This is a genomic window from Halalkalibacter sp. APA_J-10(15) (assembly GCF_023017105.1).
Classification (GTDB): domain Bacteria; phylum Bacillota; class Bacilli; order Bacillales; family Bacillaceae_D; genus Halalkalibacter.
Genome location: NZ_JALKEV010000019.1, coordinates 1 through 21,830, shown reverse-complemented (window position 1 = coordinate 21,830; position 21,830 = coordinate 1). Strand labels below are relative to the sequence as shown.

The 21,830-nt window shown below is 40.0% G+C and carries 22 protein-coding genes, 1 tRNA gene and 2 rRNA genes; 2 read left to right on the top strand and 23 right to left on the bottom strand.

The window, feature by feature from the left end; translation table 11 throughout:
* Positions 1-45: 45 nt before the first annotated feature.
* The 17 genes from tsaD to MW695_RS18925 all read right to left on the bottom strand — a co-directional run bounded on the left by tsaD (position 46) and on the right by MW695_RS18925 (position 14,820).
* Positions 46-1,065: a tRNA (adenosine(37)-N6)-threonylcarbamoyltransferase complex transferase subunit TsaD gene (gene tsaD / locus MW695_RS19005; RefSeq protein ID WP_247107077.1), complete on the bottom strand. Its 1,020-nt coding sequence runs from the start codon at positions 1,063-1,065 to the stop codon at positions 46-48.
* The gene (gene rimI, locus MW695_RS19000) at positions 1,055-1,531 is read right to left on the bottom strand and encodes a ribosomal protein S18-alanine N-acetyltransferase (protein WP_247107076.1); all 477 of its coding nucleotides are present in this window, start codon (positions 1,529-1,531) and stop codon (positions 1,055-1,057) included. Before rimI ends, tsaD begins: the two co-directional genes overlap by 11 nt.
* Positions 1,528-2,241 (bottom strand): tRNA (adenosine(37)-N6)-threonylcarbamoyltransferase complex dimerization subunit type 1 TsaB, encoded by a 714-nt coding sequence (tsaB, locus tag MW695_RS18995; RefSeq protein ID WP_247107075.1) that lies wholly within the window; start codon positions 2,239-2,241, stop codon positions 1,528-1,530. The genes rimI and tsaB overlap by 4 nt, the downstream gene beginning before the upstream one ends.
* A complete protein-coding gene (gene tsaE, locus MW695_RS18990) occupies positions 2,238-2,693 on the bottom strand; it encodes a tRNA (adenosine(37)-N6)-threonylcarbamoyltransferase complex ATPase subunit type 1 TsaE (protein WP_247107074.1) in 456 nt (151 codons plus the stop codon). Before tsaE ends, tsaB begins: the two co-directional genes overlap by 4 nt.
* Positions 2,694-2,699: 6 nt before the next feature.
* Positions 2,700-3,689 (bottom strand): thiamine-phosphate kinase, encoded by a 990-nt coding sequence (gene thiL, locus MW695_RS18985; protein ID WP_247107073.1) that lies wholly within the window; start codon positions 3,687-3,689, stop codon positions 2,700-2,702.
* Positions 3,690-3,834: 145 nt separating this feature from the next.
* Positions 3,835-3,908: transfer RNA gene (locus tag MW695_RS18980), tRNA-Met, on the bottom strand.
* A gap of 59 nt (positions 3,909-3,967) precedes the next feature.
* A 5S ribosomal RNA gene (gene rrf / locus MW695_RS18975) occupies positions 3,968-4,083 on the bottom strand.
* A 238-nt stretch (positions 4,084-4,321) separates the two neighbouring features.
* Complete coding sequence (locus MW695_RS18970; RefSeq protein WP_247107072.1) at positions 4,322-5,461, bottom strand: trans-sulfuration enzyme family protein; 1,140 nt, start codon at positions 5,459-5,461, stop codon at positions 4,322-4,324.
* A gap of 368 nt (positions 5,462-5,829) precedes the next feature.
* Positions 5,830-6,657 (bottom strand): carbohydrate ABC transporter permease, encoded by an 828-nt coding sequence (locus MW695_RS18965; RefSeq protein WP_247107143.1) that lies wholly within the window; start codon positions 6,655-6,657, stop codon positions 5,830-5,832.
* A 79-nt stretch (positions 6,658-6,736) separates the two neighbouring features.
* Positions 6,737-7,615, bottom strand: coding sequence for a carbohydrate ABC transporter permease (locus MW695_RS18960; protein WP_247107071.1), 879 nt, complete (start codon positions 7,613-7,615; stop codon positions 6,737-6,739).
* 469 nt (positions 7,616-8,084) lie between these two features.
* Entirely contained in the window at positions 8,085-9,437 is a 1,353-nt protein-coding gene (locus MW695_RS18955; protein ID WP_247107070.1) for an extracellular solute-binding protein, read from the bottom strand.
* 156 nt (positions 9,438-9,593) lie between these two features.
* Positions 9,594-10,367, bottom strand: a complete 774-nt coding sequence (locus MW695_RS18950) for a response regulator transcription factor (protein ID WP_306421241.1) — start codon at positions 10,365-10,367, stop codon at positions 9,594-9,596.
* Complete coding sequence (locus MW695_RS18945) at positions 10,360-12,078, bottom strand: sensor histidine kinase (RefSeq protein WP_247107068.1); 1,719 nt, start codon at positions 12,076-12,078, stop codon at positions 10,360-10,362. The genes MW695_RS18950 and MW695_RS18945 overlap by 8 nt, the downstream gene beginning before the upstream one ends.
* 271 nt (positions 12,079-12,349) lie before the next feature.
* Positions 12,350-12,583 (bottom strand): molybdopterin converting factor subunit 1, encoded by a 234-nt coding sequence (moaD, locus tag MW695_RS18940; protein ID WP_247107067.1) that lies wholly within the window; start codon positions 12,581-12,583, stop codon positions 12,350-12,352.
* Positions 12,576-13,052 (bottom strand): molybdenum cofactor biosynthesis protein MoaE, encoded by a 477-nt coding sequence (locus MW695_RS18935; protein WP_247107066.1) that lies wholly within the window; start codon positions 13,050-13,052, stop codon positions 12,576-12,578. Before MW695_RS18935 ends, moaD begins: the two co-directional genes overlap by 8 nt.
* On the bottom strand, positions 13,052-13,567 hold the full coding sequence (gene mobB, locus MW695_RS18930; RefSeq protein WP_247107065.1) for a molybdopterin-guanine dinucleotide biosynthesis protein B: 516 nt from the start codon (positions 13,565-13,567) through the stop codon (positions 13,052-13,054). Before mobB ends, MW695_RS18935 begins: the two co-directional genes overlap by 1 nt.
* Positions 13,537-14,820, bottom strand: coding sequence for a molybdopterin molybdotransferase MoeA (locus MW695_RS18925; protein ID WP_247107064.1), 1,284 nt, complete (start codon positions 14,818-14,820; stop codon positions 13,537-13,539). The genes mobB and MW695_RS18925 overlap by 31 nt, the downstream gene beginning before the upstream one ends.
* A gap of 125 nt (positions 14,821-14,945) precedes the next feature.
* Between MW695_RS18925 and mobA the strand changes: the two genes are divergently transcribed.
* Positions 14,946-15,527: a molybdenum cofactor guanylyltransferase gene (gene mobA, locus MW695_RS18920; RefSeq protein WP_247107063.1), complete on the top strand. Its 582-nt coding sequence runs from the start codon at positions 14,946-14,948 to the stop codon at positions 15,525-15,527.
* Positions 15,520-16,002: a cyclic pyranopterin monophosphate synthase MoaC gene (gene moaC / locus MW695_RS18915; protein ID WP_247107062.1), complete on the top strand. Its 483-nt coding sequence runs from the start codon at positions 15,520-15,522 to the stop codon at positions 16,000-16,002. The genes mobA and moaC overlap by 8 nt, the downstream gene beginning before the upstream one ends.
* Positions 16,003-16,152: 150 nt before the next feature.
* On the opposite strand, the gene MW695_RS18910 is transcribed toward moaC, so the two are convergent.
* From MW695_RS18910 to rrf (MW695_RS18885), 6 genes are all read right to left on the bottom strand, one after another.
* The gene (locus MW695_RS18910) at positions 16,153-17,019 is read right to left on the bottom strand and encodes a sugar phosphate isomerase/epimerase family protein (RefSeq protein WP_247107061.1); all 867 of its coding nucleotides are present in this window, start codon (positions 17,017-17,019) and stop codon (positions 16,153-16,155) included.
* A 23-nt stretch (positions 17,020-17,042) separates the two neighbouring features.
* The gene (locus tag MW695_RS18905; RefSeq protein ID WP_247107060.1) at positions 17,043-17,864 is read right to left on the bottom strand and encodes a helix-turn-helix domain-containing protein; all 822 of its coding nucleotides are present in this window, start codon (positions 17,862-17,864) and stop codon (positions 17,043-17,045) included.
* A gap of 31 nt (positions 17,865-17,895) precedes the next feature.
* Positions 17,896-18,969, bottom strand: coding sequence for a Gfo/Idh/MocA family protein (locus MW695_RS18900; RefSeq protein ID WP_247107059.1), 1,074 nt, complete (start codon positions 18,967-18,969; stop codon positions 17,896-17,898).
* A 15-nt stretch (positions 18,970-18,984) separates the two neighbouring features.
* On the bottom strand, positions 18,985-20,142 hold the full coding sequence (locus MW695_RS18895) for a Gfo/Idh/MocA family protein (RefSeq protein WP_247107058.1): 1,158 nt from the start codon (positions 20,140-20,142) through the stop codon (positions 18,985-18,987).
* Positions 20,143-20,290: 148 nt separating this feature from the next.
* Complete coding sequence (locus MW695_RS18890; RefSeq protein WP_247107057.1) at positions 20,291-21,268, bottom strand: AEC family transporter; 978 nt, start codon at positions 21,266-21,268, stop codon at positions 20,291-20,293.
* 435 nt (positions 21,269-21,703) lie between these two features.
* Positions 21,704-21,819: ribosomal RNA gene (gene rrf / locus MW695_RS18885) — 5S ribosomal RNA — on the bottom strand.
* Positions 21,820-21,830 lie beyond the last annotated feature (11 nt).

Genomic DNA, 21,830 nt, shown 5'->3' with positions numbered 1-21,830 from the left:
GGAGTATATTCTCCAATAAGTGTTTTCTTATACGACGATCTATCGTTACCATTGCTCTAAATCAATAGCTGGGTTTCCATTCAAATCATATCCTGAAAATTGCTTTGTTCGTAGCTTTAAGCTTGCAGCGGCCCCAATCATCGCTGCATTATCTGTACATAGATGTAATGGAGGAATGCTAACTTCTACATCCCATTCAGCAAACGAATCTTTCAACGCTGTTCTTAAGCCTTTATTAGCAGCAACTCCACCTGCTAATACGATTTGCTTCACTCCATACTCACTCGCCGCTCTCTTTGTCTTCTGAACTAATACGTCAATCACACTAGCCTGAAAGCTTGCTGCTAAATCGTTAATTGGAAGCTGTTCATTACGTTGCTTATAATTGTGAACCGTATTAATGACCGCTGATTTTAAACCGCTAAAACTAAAATCATAAGAATCAGGCTCTAACCACGCACGTGGTAAGGAAATGGTTGGCTCACCTTCCGCTGCTAACCGGTCGATATGCGGTCCACCAGGGTAAGGTAATCCAATGGTACGAGCTACTTTATCATATGCTTCACCTACAGCGTCATCCCGTGTTTCTCCAATAACCTCAAACGCTCCGTGCTCCTTTAAAAAAACAAGCTCAGTATGTCCACCTGAAACGACAAGTGCGATTGCAGGAAAATGAAAAGACTCCATGATTAATTGATTCGCATAAATATGTCCAGCAATATGATGGACACCAATTAAAGGCAGATCGTAAGCAAAGGCTATTGCTTTCGCTGCATGCACACCAATTAGTAATGCCCCTACTAAACCTGGACCTTCCGTTACTGCTACTGCATCTAAGTCAGCAAATGATACATCAGCCTCATTCAAAGCCTCTTCTACAATGATCGTTATTTGTTCGACATGATGCCTTGACGCTATCTCAGGAACGACTCCGCCAAACCTCTTATGGCTTTCCACCTGAGAAGACACGATATTACTTAGCACATGACGTCCATTTCGTACGACAGCAGCAGAAGTTTCATCACAGCTTGTTTCTATCGCTAATATTAACTCATCATTCATCATCTAATTCCACCCACATGACTAATGCGTCTTCCTGATTATCCGCATAATATTTTTTTCGAATGCCGCCTTTTCGGAAGCCAACCTTCTTATATAGATGTTGAGCAACTTCATTGGACACTCTTACTTCCAAGGAAATCTTGACGACACCGAGATGGCGTAAAAAGGCGAGCACATAGCGCATTAATCTTTCTCCATGCCCTTGTCCACGGTGACTCGAATGAATACCGACATTCGTAATTTGTGCTTCCTCCATAACCACCCACATTCCACAATAACCAAAAATATGTCCATTCTCTTCATATACAATATAATGAGCAAATTGATTCGACGTAAGCTCTTGCATAAACACACTTGGATCCCAAGGTGCAGCAAACGCATTACGTTCTACACGCACAACCTCATCAATATCCTCAATGGTCATAAATCGAAATGTATATTTTTCTTCCTTTTCTTCTTGTTCAATCATTTTGAATCGCTCTTTTCTGACTGAGCTTGTAACCATTTTGCCTCTGCTTCAGCTAGCTGAATATAGTTAGGAACGAATTGATGTACATTTTGACTCACTTCTAGATCCCTACCAATGAACGCTAATTCGGAAGGCCTCGGAACCGCTAACGTGGCAGGAGAGAATAACGCATGATCCCTTAACGCTGCACAGATCATTTCTCGATGAAGCTTTGCATCTTGACCGACAATCAAGGTGGGCTTTTCTCGCTGTGCCAATTCTTCTAGCCACCTATCTAGCATCACTAGTCGATCCTCTTTAACTGTCGTAATCACTTCTTTTTCAAACGAATATAAGCCCGTATATACTTGTCCTCTTCTTGCATCAACTAATGGAACAATATCTCCATTGAAATAGCGTCCCGCTTGTGCCATTAAAGCAATACTAGAAACCCCGACAATCGGTATTTTCAATGACCACGCAAGTGTTTTCGCTGTTGTCACACCAATTCGTACACCTGTATACGATCCAGGTCCATTGGCCACAACAATTCGCTCAAGCTCACTAGGTTGCATGTCTACGTCTTTCATCAATTTAGATATAGCCGGCATAAGTCGCAATGAGTGATTTTTCTTTATATTCGTAATCAATTCTCCACGAATCGATTGATCTTCTGTCACAGCCACGCCCATCACATAAGAGGATGTATCAATCGCTAAAATCTTTGTCATACCGCTAACTCCTTACTTAGCTCACTCGATCGTGAGCCTGTTGCTTCGATCGTAATAAGTCGTTCATTTTCATCTTTATATTCAATCGTGATCTTTAATCGATCTTGTGGTAATTGTGCAATAATCATCGAAGGCCACTCAATAACGGTCACACCATCTCCATAAAAATATTCCTCAAACCCAAGATCTTCATATTCATTTTCAAGACGATATGCATCCATATGATACAGCGGGACTCGTCCTCTATATTGCTTCATGATCGTAAAAGTTGGGCTATTGACCACTCTTTTAACTCCTAAGCCTCTAGCCAGGCCTTTTGTAAAGCTCGTTTTACCAGCTCCTAAATCCCCTTCAAGTGTAATAACATCACCTTGTTGGACAAGATCCCCAAGCTTTTTTGCAAATACCATCGTTTCTTCTGGTGCCATCGTTCGTATTGACCATGTCTCCATTAAACTTCACCCACGCTTTTGAAAATGGTTGTAACCTTTTTTTTCAAGCTTCGTTAATTGATTTTCTTCTTTCAAATAGACACCTTTCCCTGTTAGAACATGTCCGATTTTCGTTATGAATAGCCCTTCCTCTTTAAATAACTCCTCAACCTTGTTGAAGTCCTCTTCCTTAGTAGTTCCAATTAGAACAAAATCTTCCCCTCCGAAAAACATATACTCTAATTGCTGTTCTCGTGAATAGCTAGACATCGCTTCATCAATCGGAATACAAGACTTGTCAATATGTATTTTTACATTGCTCGCTTCAGCTAATTCATTTGCCTCGCTTGCTACTCCGTCACTTACATCATTTAATGATACTCGCAAGCCTGCATGACATAGTATCCGACCAGCCTTTACGTGAGGCTGAGGTTCTTGATGCGCCCTTACGAGCTTTTGCTCTGCTAAAGAGAATGATCCATTTACACCTTTTTCAAACAACAAATCTAAACCGGCTGCTGACCGACCGGCATGACCAGTGATGAACACAACATCTCCCGGCTTAGCCATATGTCGATAGACCGCGCGGTTACGTTCAACTCGCCCAATAACCGTAACTGTTAAGACAAGTGTATCAGGTGTTGATACCGTATCTCCACCAATTAAATCCATTTTGTATACTTGAGCTAACTCAAGCATTCCTTTATACACGTCTTCTAGCTCCTCTTGCTTCCAGTCTGAAGACGCTGCAACTGAAACGATATAATAAATAGGCTGTGCTCCCATCGCTGCTACATCACTCACATTAATGGCTAAGGCTTTCTTTCCTATTTGAAACGGAGTCAATGTATCTCGGCGGAAATGTATGCCTTCTACCATCGTATCAACGCAAACTACCTCATCATATTGTTCTGAACCACGATAAACAGCTGCATCGTCCCCTATGCCTTTAACAAGGGAGGGCTGGTCAGTCTGTCGTGGAGTAATTGATTTAATAAATTCAAACTCATCCTTCATGATACCACTCCTCATTCAGGTATTAGAAAAACGGAATTGCAGCTTTTCTTAGACGCCACCCTCGAGTTCGCCTACATCCTTCTTAATGAACATTCAAATTCTTAAAAAAAAGCCGAAACATATACGTTTCGGCTTTTTTTCGGTATTGCGGGGGATGGATTTGAACCATCGACCTTCGGGTTATGAGCCCGACGAGCTACCAGACTGCTCCACCCCGCGACGTTTTCATAGTATATGGAAATGCTTTGACGCTATCATGCGTCGAGTTAAAATAAGAAGACTGGCAACGTCCTACTCTCACAGGGGGAAGCCCCCAACTACCATCGGCGCAGAAGAGCTTAACGACCGTGTTCGGCATGGGAACGGGTGTGACCTCTTCGCTATCGCCACCAGACTTCTTTATTAACAGGCAAGATCAATTGTATCATGAATAAAATCCAATAGCAACTGTTTTTTAAAATTAGATTCAAAAAAAGAAGAACCTTCGACAAGTGGGGGAGCTTGCCGTTGGTTCGCGCAGGCTTAGACTATATGTAACTATCCTGCAAATGACGATTTCCTTATAAGGATGGACCCATTTATTCTATTTTATACATTCTTTTTTTGCCTAAAAGTTATTATATACAACCTCTCTAGCCTAATCTTATTGCCTTCTTAAACGTCTCAACGATATCCTTCTCATCTTCAATTCCAACTGAAATACGCACAAGCTGTTTGCCAATCCCTAGCTCCTGTTGCAGCTCTTTAGGAATCGTCCGATGTGACGTTCTTAACGGATACGAAACCGTTGTTTCCACACCTGCAAGAGTAGGAGCAATCTTAATCCAATCTAATGATTTAAAAAAGACTTCTACATCGACATGATCGGCTAAATCAACACTTACCATTGCACCGTTTCCTTTTTCTGAAACAAAGTCTGGATAATAGACTCGTTGAACATTAGGATCTTCTTCCAATGCATGTGCTAACGCTTGGGCATTTCTACTCTGCTTATCCATACGAATACTTAACGTTTTTAACCCCCGACAAGCTAACCATGCTTCAAATGGGCTTAAATTGCAACCCATTGTAACTATTTTCGAACGAGCTTTAGCAAGTAAGCTTTCATGTCCTACTAATACGCCTGCGGTCACATCACTATGACCCCCAATATATTTCGTAGCACTATGAATAACCAAATCCGCTCCTAACACATAGGGCTGTAACAAATACGGTGTTGCAAATGTATTGTCAATCATCACCTTAACATCAGAATCTTTACCTAATTGAATAACCCCTTCTACGTCCTCAACGCGCAACAAAGGATTAGTTACTGACTCGGTGTAAAGAAGAACCGTATTCGATTTAATGGCTCCCTTCACGTTAGCTAGTTCCTCAAAAGAAACAAATTCTACCTCTATACCAAGAGATGCCACTTCATCTGCAAACAGCTGATACGTTCCACCATACAAATCCTCCGAAGCTAGAATGTGATCACCATGCTTTGCTACTGCTAGCACTCCCGCTAGGATAGCGGCCATCCCTGAAGAAGTCGCTACTCCATCCTCTGCATTCTCTAATAAAGCGATTCCCTGTCCTAAATCATCTGTATTTGGATTACTGTAACGAGAATACAAATACTCCTTTTCTCCTTCATAGAAACTTTCCATATCATCTAAATCTTTAAATACAAAAGCTGATGTTTGATAGATCGGCTTTGCTTTACTCGTATTTCGTGCCGGCTCCTTAGATTGAAAATGAACCGCCCTCGTATCAAACTGTTTATCCTTCATCTCAACATCCCCTTATATCAATGAGCTAAGCTACTATTAAATCCTAGCATAAAGAGGACGATTGAGCCAATGTATAGAAAGTGTTCTTTAGAAGACATGAAAAGAAAGCATTGAGCAAAAGACCCTCGAAGCAACTAAAAAAACGCACAGGGAATCCTCATTCCTCTGATCAAGCAAACAAGTGCAAAATGAGTTAAAAAAGCAGAAATAGTGGAATGAGAATCCGTAACGATGAAAAATGTGTCAAAAAAGCCCAAATAGCAGAACGAGGAACCGCATGTATCCCTGATCTGTCTCTTCCCACTACCACTATCGTACTTCGGAGCTCTAAAGAGAGCTAAAGAAGAACGCTTTGCTTTGGCTCTAACTCACCCTTTTACAGAACCCGATGTAATCCCTTCAACAATACGATTACTTAAAAAGAAAAAAGCGAGTAAAATAGGAATAATACTAATCATTAAGGTTGCACCAATGGCTCCCCAATCAGTTGTATATTGCCCTATAAAGTTTTGAATACCTACTGTCAGCGTCTTATAACGATCAGAGCTAATAAACGTGTTGACAAAAACAAATTCATTCCAATTGTAGATCATATTAATAATCGCTGTCGTTGCAAGCACCGGTGTTGTCATTGGTAATATAATTTGGAAGAAGATCCGATGCACAGAGCACCCATCCATCACAGCCGCCTCCTCCACTTCACGTGGAAGTGTTTGATAGAAACCTAGTAGAATCATAATCGTTAGAGGTAAATTAAAGGCTGTATACGTTACAACAATCGACATAGGATGATTCATCAATCCTATATCTGTATAGAAGCTAAATAACGGAATAAGCGTTGAATGCACAGGAATCATTAAACCAACCATAAATAAGCCTAATACGAGTTTACTAAGCTTCCACCTCATACGCGTAATCGCATATGTTACAAAGCTTGCTAGTAAAACTGTTAAAACAACCGCCATCACTGTAATCCAAACACTATTAAAAAAATAAAGACTTATATTGCCCTCTGTCCATACCTTCACATAGTTTTCCCACTTCGGGTCAGAAGGAATCGCAAATGGGGCAAGCTGGAAGATCTCCTGATTATCTTTAAGAGAAAATAAGAGTAACCATATTAACGGAAGAATTTGTAGGATTGCTACAGTAATTAAAATCACATACAATACGATCAAGCTTAGTTTTGAAAGCATCGATTTCGTTTCCTTTTTAATAGAAGAACGAGTAGCTTTCAATTGTGTGGATGCATTCATCGTTACCATCCTCCTTTCATTAATATTGAATGGAATCCTTTGATTCAGTTAGCTTTCTAATGAGCCATGTAACAATTAGACAAATAAGAAGTAATAGAAAGCCAGCTGCACTTCCGTATCCAAAATCATTTGTTCGAAAGGCTAGCTTATACATATAAGAAGCCATCACTTCACTTGCTCCATTAGGTCCACCGTCCGTCATCACATAAATTAAATCAAAGTATTTTAAAGAACCTACAACCGCTAGCACAACCGTGACTTTTATCACTCCCGCTATGAGCGGCACTTTAATTTTGTAAGCAATTTGCCATGGAGATGCTCCATCAATTCGCGCCGCCTCAACTAGAGAATCGGGTATATTTTTTAATGCGGCGTAATAAATCAATATGTAAAACCCTGCGTACTGCCATAAAATCGGAATAAAGATGGCATATAACACAATACTCGTATCTGATAACCAAAGCGGTGGCTGCTCCACACCGATGGACATCAAAAATCGATTCATAATTCCATTTGAAGGATGGTACACTCGCATCCATAGCTGAGCAATAGCGACCGATGACAATAGCATTGGAATTAAATAAATTTTACGAAATAATTGAGCGCCTTTAACCTTCCCGGATAGAACAACTGAAACAAGTAAATACAGTCCCAAGCTCAAGACAGAAAACAAAGCAAGTAAAAAAGAATGCCAAGCGCTTTGCCAAAACTGATTATCGCTCATAAGCTGTATATAATTTTCCAAGCCAATAAACGTCATTTGTCCTATACCATCCCAATCCATTAATCCATAATAGCCTGTCATAATGATAGGAATATATACAACGACTAGCAAAAGAATGAATGCGGGGAGAACGTATAAAGCAATCACTTTTTTATCTGACATAACTCTGTTCATTTTCACCCATCTCCTTTCCATAATTATTAATTGCATCTGTTTAGTCGTTACTATCGTCTTAGTTGATCTGAATTTGGTTTCCTTTTCAAATCAGCGTGTAACGAACAAAGCTGAAGCGCTTCTATGCATTCACATATACTCTACTTAATGAACCTCATTCCGTTATTTCCGTCATCATGTCTTTTGGGATTGCCCTTCCGGATCCTCGTTCCGCTATTTGACCATTTGTGCTTCGCTTTGCTCTTCTTTTTACGTTTTAGCGGAATGACGTTCCACTTAGTACGTATAAATAGCGTGTATCTCCCAAATAACGGATTGAGGTTCCGTTTCATCCCACTTTGATTGACCTTATAAAATCTGATTCTGTAAAAAAAACCGCAGTAGCGGTCTTTTCTTAAAAGCTGTTTTCTTTTAAGAAAGGAGGTGTCTCACATTTTGAAATGGAGACCTCTCCTTCTTCATTCACTCATTATTCTTCATCTGCTAGTGCCTCTTCATGTGTTTTTGCAAAATCTTCTGGTGATACTTCTTGACCAAAGAGAGATTGAATCATATTTAAGTGAGTCTCAGCTACACCAGCGCTCATTTGTACATCTGCAAATAACGTAATATTCGTAGCTTGATTCAATTCACTTAAGACATCAATATAAAGATCTGGTAAGTCAATAGCATCAGTATCAACCTGAGTGGCAGGAATTACACCCGCTCCTGTCACTGCTTGTTCACCCCACTTCTCAACGAAGAAGCGAATGAAATCCTTTGCTTCTTCTTTCACATCTGAATTCTCTGCAACAAAGAAGCCGACACCAGGTCCACCTACCCAGCTGTCTATGTCACCTGCTCCTCCATCAATAGTAGGGAATTTAAAGAATCCGACCTGATCTCTAAACTCTTGGGGAATTTCATCATTTGTCGTGAAGTTCGGTAATTCCCATGAGCCCATCAAGTACATAGCCGCTGTTTCATTTAGAAATTCAGCCTTTGCTTCATCATTATTTAACCCATTAAAGCCTCGATTAAAAGCATCTCTTTCGACTAGATCAACTATACTTTCAGCAGCATCAATTAATTCCTGAGTTTCAAATGTTCCACTACGATCAATCGCTGAATTCAGCGCATCAGGACCACCGTAACGATCAGCTAAATACATATACCAAAGCGATCCCGTCCAACGGTCTCTATTCCCAAGTGCGATAGGAGCAACTCCATTCTCAACTAACGTATCAACAATATGGAGAAAATCATCATATGTTTCAGGTACATCTAAATCATAATCAGCAAAAATAGCTTGGTTATAATACACTGGAGCTATATTCAACTCAAGTGGTAACGCATAAAACGTATCATCCATTTCATAAGCCTCTAGTGTTCCCGCAACAAATGACTCCTGAAGTCCACCATCAAGCACATCATCTAACGGAGCAAATAATTCCCCTTTTACATAAGGCTCCATAAAACCCGCTGGCCAAGTCATCCCTACATCAGGAAGCTGATTAGAAGACGATACAACTTGTAATTTATTTTTGTATTGCTCGTTCTCAAGTACTTCCTGCTCAATCGTTACATGCGGATTCTCTTCAATATATTGGTCAATAATCTCATTGACAATTCGATTCTGACCAGCTGAAGTACCGGCAGGCCAAAGATGCATGAAATCAATGGTTACATCTGCTTGCTCTTCTGAACCCGCATCATTAGCATCATTTGACGCTCCTTGCTGTTCACCTGACGTTCCATCTGAATCTGTGCCTCCACAAGCCGCTAATACGAACAAAAGAAATACAGACCATACGATACATAGTGAATACGCTTTCTTTTTCAAATGAATATCCCCCTTACTATTTTTAATCCTCTTGAGTGTAACAAGGAACGAGCATTGGGATAAGGGTACGATGTTTGTATCATTTTCCACTTTTTTTAGAATCTACTTTAAAAGGCTGCTTAAGGCTGTCCAAAAAAGATTCTTCCTTTTGGACATTCACTTATATGTTTTTCGATAATATCCAGGAGTAACACCTTCGTACTCCTTGAAAATCTTGTTGAAATACTTTTGTGTTTGATAACCGACCTCCTCTGCAATGAGTGAAATTGGCATATCGGACTGTAGCAGCAAATGCTTGGCACTTTGAATTCTTTTTCTTGTCACATATTCACTAAAATTTATTCCTACTTCCTCTTTAAATAATGTACTAAAATAACTTCCGTTTAAATGGACAGCGTTCGCAACATCTTGTAAGCTAACCTTCTCTTTAAGGTGATCGTCGATATACTTTAATGCCTTTTCAATCGCCGGCTCATATCGATCGTTATTTAAGTCCGCTTGTTCTAACAATTGTACATCAATGACTTTCGTTAATCGCTGCCCTTGTTCTTGATCTTCTTTCTTAGAAATTGCATGCTCAACTGCTTCAATTAACTCTTTTTTTCTAATTGGCTTTAGTAAATAATGAATGACCCCGTGTCGTATGGCTTCTTGAGCATAATAGAAATCTGAATAAGCTGACATAATTAATACGATCGGTTTTGCTTCCATATCCGCTATAAGCTGAATAACTTCTAAGCCTGTCATCTCTGGCATCCTAATGTCAGTAATTAATATATCGATTTGCCTCTCACTTACTATTTTAATAGCATCTCGACCCGTGCTAGCGCTTATGACTTCAATCGAATATTGAGCCCATTGCTCCAACGTTTTACTAATACCTTCCCTTGTTCTTGGCTCATCATCTACGACTAAAATCGTTCTATTCATCATGAACACCCTCTCCCATAGGAATGTCAAAATAAACACACGTTCCTTCCCCACGCTCACTTTTAACAGCTAAGCCTCGATGATGAATGTCTTTATAATATAGTTGGAGGCGTTTGTTCACATTTGTCATCCCCATCCCTTTTTGACTGCTATACGCTTGCTGAAACACACCGTTAATGGTTTTCTGATCCATCCCAATACCATTATCGATAATGAAGATGCTTAAGCGATTGCCTATATCCGATGGCTCTATTCGCACTTGAACCACCCCACCTTCACTTCGATTACCAATACCATGTAAGATTGCATTTTCAACTAATGGTTGAATCGTTAGCTTCGGTATCATACAGTGATTAAACTCATTATGATCATCAATATGCCAAGAGATTCGATCTCCAAAACGGACCTGCATCACATACAAATACCGTTCAACATGATCGAGCTCCTCCCTTAATGAGACCCAGTCATCCTTTTTTTGATCACTGATCGTATAACGGAACAATTCTGATAATGTAATGACATACTCAGCTAATTCCTCCTCGTCTTTTTCTTCTAATGCCCAATACAATGCTTCAAGTGTATTAAAAAGAAAATGGGGATGGATTTGTGCCTGTAACGCTTTCAGTTCAGATTGGTGGCGGACAATCTCCTTTGCATATACCGCTTCGATTAAATGATTAATCGTCTCAACCATTTGATTATACGATTGATTTAACTCATTCATTTCCACCGTAGTTGAACGAACAGGAATCGTTTTTAATTCACCATCCTTTCCTTGTCGCATCGTATTTGTTAATCGAATAAGAGGTTTCGTTACATACGTTGCTAGCAAATAAGAAAATAACATAAATACAAAAAAACCCAACCCTGCTGAAAGAATGAGAGCTAGTCGTAATGCTGATACTTCACGTGTAATCATTTGAACTGGAGTAAACATATACGTGCGCCAGCCCGTTTCAACTGATTCATGGTGAACTTTTATGTAGTCTTGTTGATGCACAGTAAACGTTGATTCATCTTGACTAAGAAGCTTTTGTTCATGACCCGGATAGTTCGAAGCAACCGGCTCATATTGTTCATCGACCACAATCATCCATTCACTTTCCATCATGGAATCGTGCACTTCAAAATAAGTAGGCTTTATACGAACTAATAAATATCCTCCTTTCGAAAACCACCTATTCATTAAATTCACTTGTCTCAATGCAAGGAAATAACCAGGCTTATCTCGATCCTTTCCGATCCAAATGAGTCGTCCTTTTTCCTCTTCTGCTTTTCGTATCCACCTATCGTCAATTCGTTCTGAAAGAGAAGCTTCATTCAATGGAAACAACCGACGTTCATTAGACAAATATAATTCAAAAGCATCAATCCCGTTCGAATATGCTTGGAATGAATCGACGACTTGCATGAGTGACTGACGTTGATGAAACAGAGTTGTTTGTCCATGTACTTCTTCTAACAAGAGGTCTTGAACGTAAGCATTTGTTGCAACTTGATTTGTAAGCATATCAAGCTGATGATAGAGAGCATCTACACGACCACTCGCTTGTGTAACTGTTTGTTGAATTTGCTTTTCTGCATTATTCGTTAACATCGATGCGACCATATTGTAAGTCATCACTGCAACAAACGACATGACAATCGCCATTGCCATCACAAAAACAACCAATATTTGATTACGTAAGGTGCGAAACCAGCGAATAGACATTTCTAAATCTCACCTCTTTGTTGATAACGCTTACTTAAAGAATAACAAAGGTTCCTTTGCATGCTACATATAGAAACAACATATAATATTTAAAAAAGTATGAATGAACGATACTATTACAAAAGAAGGTATATACATACACCTTTTTCAATGCTCGATCAGTAACGTACGTAATCGTGAATAGCTCCAATAAACAAAAAGAATGCTCCAATAGGCTTTAGCCTAATGAAGCATTTTTCTCAATACTTTTATTCTATTATGACCAGCTCTTCTAACCCCCACTAACCGGTGGGATAAAAGCAACGGTATCACCACTTTTCACAACGTCTTCCTCATTAGCAAACTCCTCATTTACAGCAACCATGACGTTATCAAACGTACGTATCGAGTAATCACGAATGAGCAGTTCCTTTAATTCTTTAATGGTGACCGGTGCTAGCTCTAAACTAATTTCGTCCTGACCGCTCTCCTCTTGTAGTTGTGCAAACAATAATACTTTAATCATGAGACTCACCTCCACCATCCGGTTCACCTAAAGGATAGGACGTTTCACCTGACTGATCACCAACCCATTTCGTACCATCCTGCCAATACTCCTTCTTCCAAATTGGAACTATTTCCTTAATTCTTTCCATTGCATATGCATTCGCTTCATATGCTGCTTTACGATGCGGGGTTGAAACAGCGATAATGACCGCAATATCGGAAATTTGCAGTAAGCCAATTCGATGAGAGATCGCGACCGTTGCTCCAGGCCACTTTTCCTCCACTTCTTGACCAATATGCTGCAATTTTTTCACGGCCATTGATTCATACGCCTGATACTCCAGCTGGAGTGTCTGCTTCCCTTGTGTAAATTCTCGAACAGTTCCGATAAAAGTCGCAATCGCACCACACTCTCGACGTGTGACCTTTGCTACTAATTCCTCTACCGATAACGGTTCTTGGCTAATTTCAAACATTGAATATTTCATTATAAGCTCCTTATTCGTTTCACAATAAATGATACATACTCTTCTTCCTCACCAATGGTAAACACAGGTACATCTGCTTCAAAAGGTCGTCCCCATGTAATGATTATTTGCACATTTTCCATTTGACTCAACATATGTTGATCTTCATTCCCTTTCAATATGACGACCTTCGGATAACATTCTCTTTTATACCCTTCCACTAATATAAAATCTGCCTCTAAGCTCTGTAGTAGCTTAATCGTCTGTTCCAAGCTTTCAACATGGTTTTGCTTATGAAGAATTAAGTCTCCCCCACCTTCGACAACCGTCATGATTGCCCCAGCTTTCAGGTGCCGATCACTATCCTTCGCTTCTCGACTATCATATAGCCGCTCTCCTCGATGACCATGGTGCTTAATAGTTGCTACATTCCATGCAAGCTCTTCCTTACACCTCTCAAGGATTTTTCTCATTAACGTTGTCTTTCCGCTATTTGAAAAGCCGACTACTTGTAAGACGCGACAATCTGATCCCACGGCCACTCACTTCCTACTTGATCGTCAAGTAATAGAACATCCACTTTCATTCCACGCTCATACCCTCTCGTTCCACCAGGTAGAAGCATAAGGGCATCGGCGCCTGAGAGAGAGCTGACCACTCCTGATTTATCGAGCCCTGATGGCTCAACATACAATGCTCCTTCGTCAAATATTAGCTGCGATCGAACGAAACGCATAAATGGATTCGGCTTAGGAAAATCAACATTTAACGTAGCTGTCACCCTTCGCAAATGAGGCTTCTTACTATAGAAGGCTTTCCTTAAAATAGGTCGAACAAATAGCTCAAAACCGACATAGCAAGCAGATGGATTACCAGATAAACCGTAAATCACCTTTCCTTCTCGTAACAGCGCTACTGTCGTCACACTACCAGGTCTCATGGCAATTTTATTAAAGAGTACATTCGCTTCAATCTTCTTTAAAATTTCTGGAATAAAGTCAAAGTCTCCAACAGAAACTCCGCCAGTCGTAATGAGCACGTCCACTTCATGTAAGGCGTTATTAACAGCTTCATAACAGGAATCAAAATCATCATCTAGCTTCCCAAGATAAACAGCTTCACCACCCGCTCGCTCAATCTGAGCCATCACCATATGTGTATTACTATTACGGATCTTTCCTGGTACGAGCTCTTCATCAACGTCTAACAGCTCACTTCCGGTTGCCATTACACCTATTCTCACTCGCTTTGCAACTGCGACCTCACTATAACCAAACGTCGCTAATAAGGCGATGATTCCAGGATTGATTTGTGTTCCCTTTTCGACTAGTACGGTTCCCTTTTTCGTATCCTCACCTTGAAATGAAATGTTCTCATGCTTCTTTACTTTTCGTTTAATTTCAATCGTTTCATTTGGTCGTTCATTCACAAGCTCTAGCATAATAACAGCATCTGCCCCCTTCGGAATCGGAGCCCCTGTCATGATTCTGACCGCCTGCTGAGTCTTCACTTCTGCATCATATACAAAGCCAGCACCAATATGACCAACGACATCAAAGGAAACCGGTGTCTCGACTGTTGCTCGATTCGTATCCTCTGACCGAATCGCAAAGCCATCATACGGAGAACGATCGAAGGATGGCACATCATGTGTAGCGATTAAATCCTCAGCTAAAAAACGATCCATCGCCTGTTCCAATTTCACTCGTTCAAACGTAGCTTCTAACGAAAATTCCATTACTCTTTTTACAGCTTCCCTTACTTGAATCGGTGTTCGCCTCTCAACCAATCCCCTCACTCCATTCTTGTTTATCGGTTTTGTATGATTTATAATGTCAAAATGTTATGATAATAAATGAATTGTACTTTATTTTAGCATAAAGAGACGCGCTTGAAAAAGAAAGAAGGGGTATTATGGACGTAGAAGGAGTTCTGTTAGCTGGAGGGAAATCATCTCGCTTTGGCAAGCCTAAAATGTTTGAGTGCTACAAAGAGAAGCCATTCTACGAGCATGCGATCACTGCTTTTCAAAAGGCTGATATTGAATCGATTACGATCGTGACAAATGAAGCTCTCTCTGCTCATTTCAACGTATCCTTTTCTCGTACATCTGTTTTAATTGAAAACCCTCCATATGAAGGGCCGCTACATGCACTCTATCAGGCAATGTTGAAACAAGGAGCGGCAAATTGGTATTTTACGTTACCTGCTGATACACCCTTTGTTACATCTACCTTTATTAAAAACCTGCTTTCCTATCGAAGTGATCAATCAGCCATCATTGTACCTGTTGCTAATAACTTTGAGCATCCCTTACATAGTCTATATCCAGCAAGCTGCTTACCAGTTATAAAAAAGCTACTATCAGAACAAAAAAGAAGCATGAAGCTCTTATTTGAACAGTTCCCTGTTCAGCGCGTCGAATTTCATAAATCCCATCAAGATTTTATTAATATCAACACCCAAACAGAATGGAGTCGATACAAGAATGAGTGAGTTTTCCCATTGGAACGAAGAAGGGCGACCAAAGATGGTCGATATTTCAGCGAAAAATGAAACGAAACGATCGGCAATAGCTCGTTGCTATGTACAATTTAGTTCTGAATTATATGATGCGATAGAGCAACAACAATTAAAAAAAGGCGACCCTGTTCAAGTCGCACAAATTGCCGGAATTATGGCAGCTAAAAGAACGCATGATCTAATCCCCATGTGTCATCCAATTGCCATTCAAGGTGTAGATTTCACCTTTCAATATGAAAAAGTCGAAAGCGGTTATCAGTTAATCATTGACGCTTGTGTATCATGCAAAGGGAATACAGGAGTTGAAATGGAGGCTCTAACTGCTGTATCAGCTGCTGCACTGACCTTTTACGACATGTGTAAAGCAGTTGATAAAGCGATTGTTATTAAGGAAACAAAGCTACTATCTAAAACCGGTGGAAAAAATGGTGATTATACTATAACGTAAGCTGTGTAACGTATCGTGTATGATTAAGGTCATTGAAAAATATATTTTTCCAATGACCTTGCTATTCTACACTCTCTTTTCTTTTAAAGCCTGTTCAAAAGAAGAGATAATGTGGCAATGGCTCCGTTCGATAAGCGTCTTGTGGCAAGGTCATTCAAAAAGGGAAAAACCGCTCTTTTGAACAACTTCTTTTAAAAAGGCCTCATGAAACGCCAACGATTTTTCCGCTGAAAAAGCTCGACTAAAATCCTCAATACCTAAATAACCACGATAACCTACCTCTTCTAAATCAAGCAAAACCTGTTCCCAACAAACGACTCCATGATCCACACGCTCCCACTGGACGTTCCACTTCATATTCCCATCTTCTCGCTGCCACTTCGCGTTTTTCACATGAACATGCGCTAAGTACGGTCCCAGAAGCTGTAAAGCCATTCTATGATTCTCATAGCCTTCATGAACTAAATTACCAGGATCATACAATACCCCAATATAATCTGGATGACATCCATCAACTAACCGCCATGCCATTGATGCACTTGGAGCAATTGTTGCATGATGAGTTTCAATTAATCCTTTTACTTCATATTGCTCACAGAGCTGCTCTGCCTGATGAATATACAGACGAGCCTTTTTAAATAAATCATCATAATGCTGACTACCATCATAAGAAGGCACACCTAAACGAATCATTTGAGCTCCTAACTTCTTTGCAACCTTTAATACATTTTCTGTTTCTTGAAGATCGCCACACGTTAAATAAGCGTTTATGCTTAACGTAGACACTTGGAGCTCCGTTGCTTTTTCATGTAAATCAGCTAAATATTGATCTGACATTGCTGGTGTAATCGTACAAAGATTATTTCCCCAAAAACTTGGTGCTTCTACTCTTAACTCTGGCCCCATTCTTTTATAGCGCCATTCCACTGCCGAATAGCCATACTGGTGTAATTTTTCTAGCAATTTCTCAGGTGTCCATTCCGGTGTCATCACCGAAAATACAGAATACTTTGACATAACCGTTGCTCACTCCTTCTGCCCTATAACATGCTTCTTCTATACTGTTCAGGTGTTACACCTGTCAATTGCTTAAATACTTTGCTGAAATGAGATGGATATTTGAAGCCTAATTGATAGGCGAGCTCTGTTACACTTATATTCTTCTCAAGCATTAACTGGATTTTGGCTTGATTCACCCTTCTCTGCTTCACATAATTAAAAATCGTAATGCCTGTGACATCTTTAAATAAATTCGCTAAATAATATTTACTGACATGTATCTCATCTTCAATTTGCTCTAATTCAAGGTGCTCCATATAATGCTCTTCGATAAATGAAATGACGCGCTGTACATGATTTTCCTTCTGACTATTAATCAAAGGAGTCTTCCTTAAATATTGTTTACACAATGGATACAATAGCGCTAGTAACTCTAATACGTGCACATCAACCTGAAATTGAGATAATGAATCAGATTGACATGAAAATTGATTGATTTTCTGAAGCAGCTCCTCCACCTCTGCTCTCTCGCTCTCCTTCAAATGAAAACGAATAGATGGCAATGAGGTAAATGGCTCAAGTAAACCTGGCATATTCATAGAACTAAGAATCTGTTCAATATAATGGCGCTCAAAATGAATAGTCGTACGGATATAGTCCGCACTCTCAAATAGCTTTGGACGATGAAGAGTCATACCATTCATTAAAATGACATCCCCAGGCTTAAGGACGTATATACGATCACCAATTAAATAATTGCATCGTCCACCGTGAAAATAGAAAATTTCATATTGCGGATGTGAATGGAAAGGAATATCTACTTTATTATTTTGACAATAGCCTATGCTAATTTGTTTGTTCATTCCATCGTAGTCTCCTTTCGCATTCATATCACTACTCAACCTTTATCGCTTTTTGTTGAGCGACCAAACATAGCTCCGCAGCTTTAAAGGCATGTTCTTGTGTCATAGCATGTTCCGTACGATTAAGACAATCCTCGATCAATTCACCAAAAAAGGGGAAACCCACCTTCCCTTTCAGTGACAAATAGCTTTCTCCTCGATCATTCACTAAAAAGAGGTGATCTGTCTCTTTACTTTTTGCAATATCTGTATATTTGCGTAATTCTATATATCCTTTTGTGCCCAGAATAAACGTACGTCCATCCCCCCAAGTCCCTAATCCATCAGGTGTATGCCAATCGACTCTAAAGTAGTTGGTTGCTCCATTATCTCCTAGTAATGTTGCATCACCATAATCCTCTAGCTCAGGGTAATCTTTTGCATGATAATTAGCTACTTTACTATGCAACACGTTAGCATCTTTACAGTCAGCATAATATAAAAATTGTTCAATTTGATGGCTACCTATATCACAGAGAATGCCACCATAATCTTTCTTTTTAAAAAACCACCCCGGTCGATTAAAGGCTGATAAACGATGGGGACCGAAGCCTGTCACTTGAATGACTCTACCAATTTCGCCATTCTGGATTAACTGTCCGGCATACACTGCACTTTCAACATGAAGCCGCTCACTATAATAGACCATATACTTCCGACCTGTTCGTTCAACAACCTCTCTAGCATGCGCTAATTGCTCTAACGTTGTAAAAGGAGCCTTATCTGTAAAGTAATCCTTTCCATGCTCCATTACTCGCACACCTAATGCACAACGTAATGACGGTATCGCTGCTCCTGCTATGAGCTGTACGTCAGAATCATTCAGCACCTCTTCTTCTGATGAAGCAACTCGAACAGAAGGAAACGCTTTCAAAAAATCTGCAACCTTTTGTTCATCTTGATCATAGACCCACTTCAAGGTAGCTCCTGCTTCCACTAGTCCATTACACATCCCATAAATATGACCGTGATCTAGACTAACCGCCGCAAATATAAATTCATTCTCGTCTACGACAGGAGACCGTTGCCCTTTTGGTGCATAATTCATTCCTTCTTGTCTGTCCATTACTCTCCCTCTTTTCTAATGAGATCCTTTCACATCTAGTACGTTCATTGTCTCTTTCTTTTCAGCAGTAGATTGCTTGATGCGATCTTGTAAATGTTGATAATAGTGTTCTTCATCAAGTGGTAACGTCACCCAATCATCAATCCATGTTGACAGCTGCATCGCATTGGAAATTGTTAAGCCTTTAATACCTTCTACTCCCGGTGCAATTAAGTTTTCCCCTGTTACTATCGCATCAACAAAGTTTTGCGTAATTCCTTTGTGACCTAGCTCGACCCCTTCAACAGGAACCGTACATTCCCAGCATTCAGGGCTACCAAATCCCCCTTTATATTGCTGATTAAATTCACTTTCAGCAATACGCAAGCGCCAAAACAATAATCGTGATTCCTCAACAACTATTTTTCCACGATCTCCTGCAACCTCAAGTCGATTAGTGCCTGGAGCCTCCCCTGTTGTCGTCACAAAAACACCCGTTGCTCCGTTCTCGTGTTCGATATAGGCCGTTACCTCGTCCTCCACTTCAATTGCACGATGTTTTCCAAATTGACAGAACGCGCGGATCCTTGTTGGCACAAGATCTGTCATCCATTGCCACAAGTCAAGCTGATGAGGACATTGGTTAATCAAAACGCCTCCTCCCTCACCTTTCCATGTCGCCCTCCAGCTACTCGAGTCATAGTAGCTTTGCGAACGATACCAATTTGTTATAATCCAGTTCATTCGTTTAATTTCACCTAGCTCACCTGACTGGACCATATCTCGAACCTTCATGTAAAGTGGATTCGTTCGTTGGTTATACATCATTGAAAATACGAGACCTTTTGATTGACTTAGTTCATTCATTTCCCTCACTTGCTTCGTATACACACCCGCGGGTTTCTCACAAAGCACGTGTTTATCGTGCTTAAATGCTTTATTCGCTAAGCGAGGATGGTCATAATGAGGAGTAGCTATTAAAATCGCATCAATATCATCATTTGAAAAAAAAGCATCCTCATCAGCAAAGACTTCTACTCCTATTAAATACTGTCTCGCCCATTTTCGTTGTGCTTCATTCACATCCAAAACAGCCCGTAGTTCAGCACCTTTTATTTCACCTTGATGTAAATACATGGCATGAGCAGAACCCATTGAACCGACTCCAATTAACCCAATCCGAACATTATCCACTGGTAACACTTCCTTTCATTTACTACTATAATCGTAATAAATAAAAGCTCTGTCTGCTTCAATCATGTTAACTAAATTCGTTATCTATTTATATATAATTGCTGTCTTTTTCTTTAGATAAAATATGAATATGATCTGCTGACTGTTTCTACAAAATCATCACAATGAGAAATAAGACAGGTAATACAACGATTAATAAAATCGTATTAATAAACCAGCTTGAATTGGCTAAATCTTTGTCTAAGTTAAAGAGCTGTGGAGGTACTAACGAAGTAAAACCAGGTGGCATCGCCGATAAAATTAATATCGTCTTAAATGCAATCCCCTCATAATACTCCTTTAACCCGAACAAAAAGGCACAGAATGTGACCGTAACCGGTACAATAACATATTTAATACTCGCTATCGATAGGCTTTCTTTTAAAAACCCCTTAACCTTTGTCACCTGCAAGTTAAACCCTGTTGGAACGACTAACAATATCGTAAAAATGGGAACTAGCAAACTATTTAAATGTATATAGAACTCGGGCCGATCAATGGGCGAAGCATTTAAAGCTCCTCCAATCCCAATGGCAACAATCGTCACAATAAAAAAAGGATTTCTCATCACTTTACTTAAAACAGACGGGGGCTTTGTTCCTTTTTGACGATCACCATAAGACTGAGCTACTGGAAAGCCAACCGCATAATAAATCAAGTCCTCAAACAGGCGAAACAACGCCACAAAAACAAGGCTCGCTTCTCCTAAAAATACAAAGCAAAACAAAGCACCAAAGCTACCTAAATTCGTAAATGTGCCCGAAGCAAACATCGCTCCTTGCTTTTTTCTCGATAGCTTTAAAAGTTTAGCAGCATACAGTGCTAATACACCACCAATTCCAAGCGATAGAGCACCAAGTATTGGGATGTACATTAATCGAATGTCATCCATCTCAACGAACCAAAAGGCTCCTAATATAATTAACGGATTCACAACCAACAATGCCGACATCGTACAATTTTTTAAAATCCAATGCATCTTTGCTGCCGATTCAATTTTTCCTTTATCAAGTAAAACTCTTAATCCTCTTCCAAATAACAGACCGATAATAATAATGGATAGTGCAAATAAAAAATTCCCAATCATGAAATGTCTCCCTCATTGCTGACAACATATCGTTTGTTTATAACGTATCATGGTTTATTGGAAAAAGATACAGTTTGATTTTCACGTAGAGATTTTATTAATGAGAGCTTTTATTTGCCTTCCTTTTGCTCACATAAAAAAAGCACAACCCTATCGGATTGTACTTGTTCGCCCGGCAACGTCCTGGCTCTTGCTTTCTCTTCTACGGGGATGATCCTCTTGGAGACTCCGCTTCGATGTTCCCTCTTGTTGCTTGACGAAGAGTAACCATTCGTCTCACAGGGGACATGTTGCTTTTCTTGATCCTTCTTCACGGCGATCCATCGGCTCTTTCACAGATGATGCTGTCCCTTCCGGAACAGTGCTCGTCTGCACCTTGAGCACTCCCTTTTGTGCACATAAAAAAAGCACAACCCTATCGGATTGTACTTTATTGCCCGGCAACGTCCTACTCTCACAGGGGGAAGCCCCCAACTACCATCGGCGCAGAAGAGCTTAACGACCGTGTTCGGCATGGGAACGGGTGTGACCTCTTCGCTATCGCCACCGGACTTTGAACATC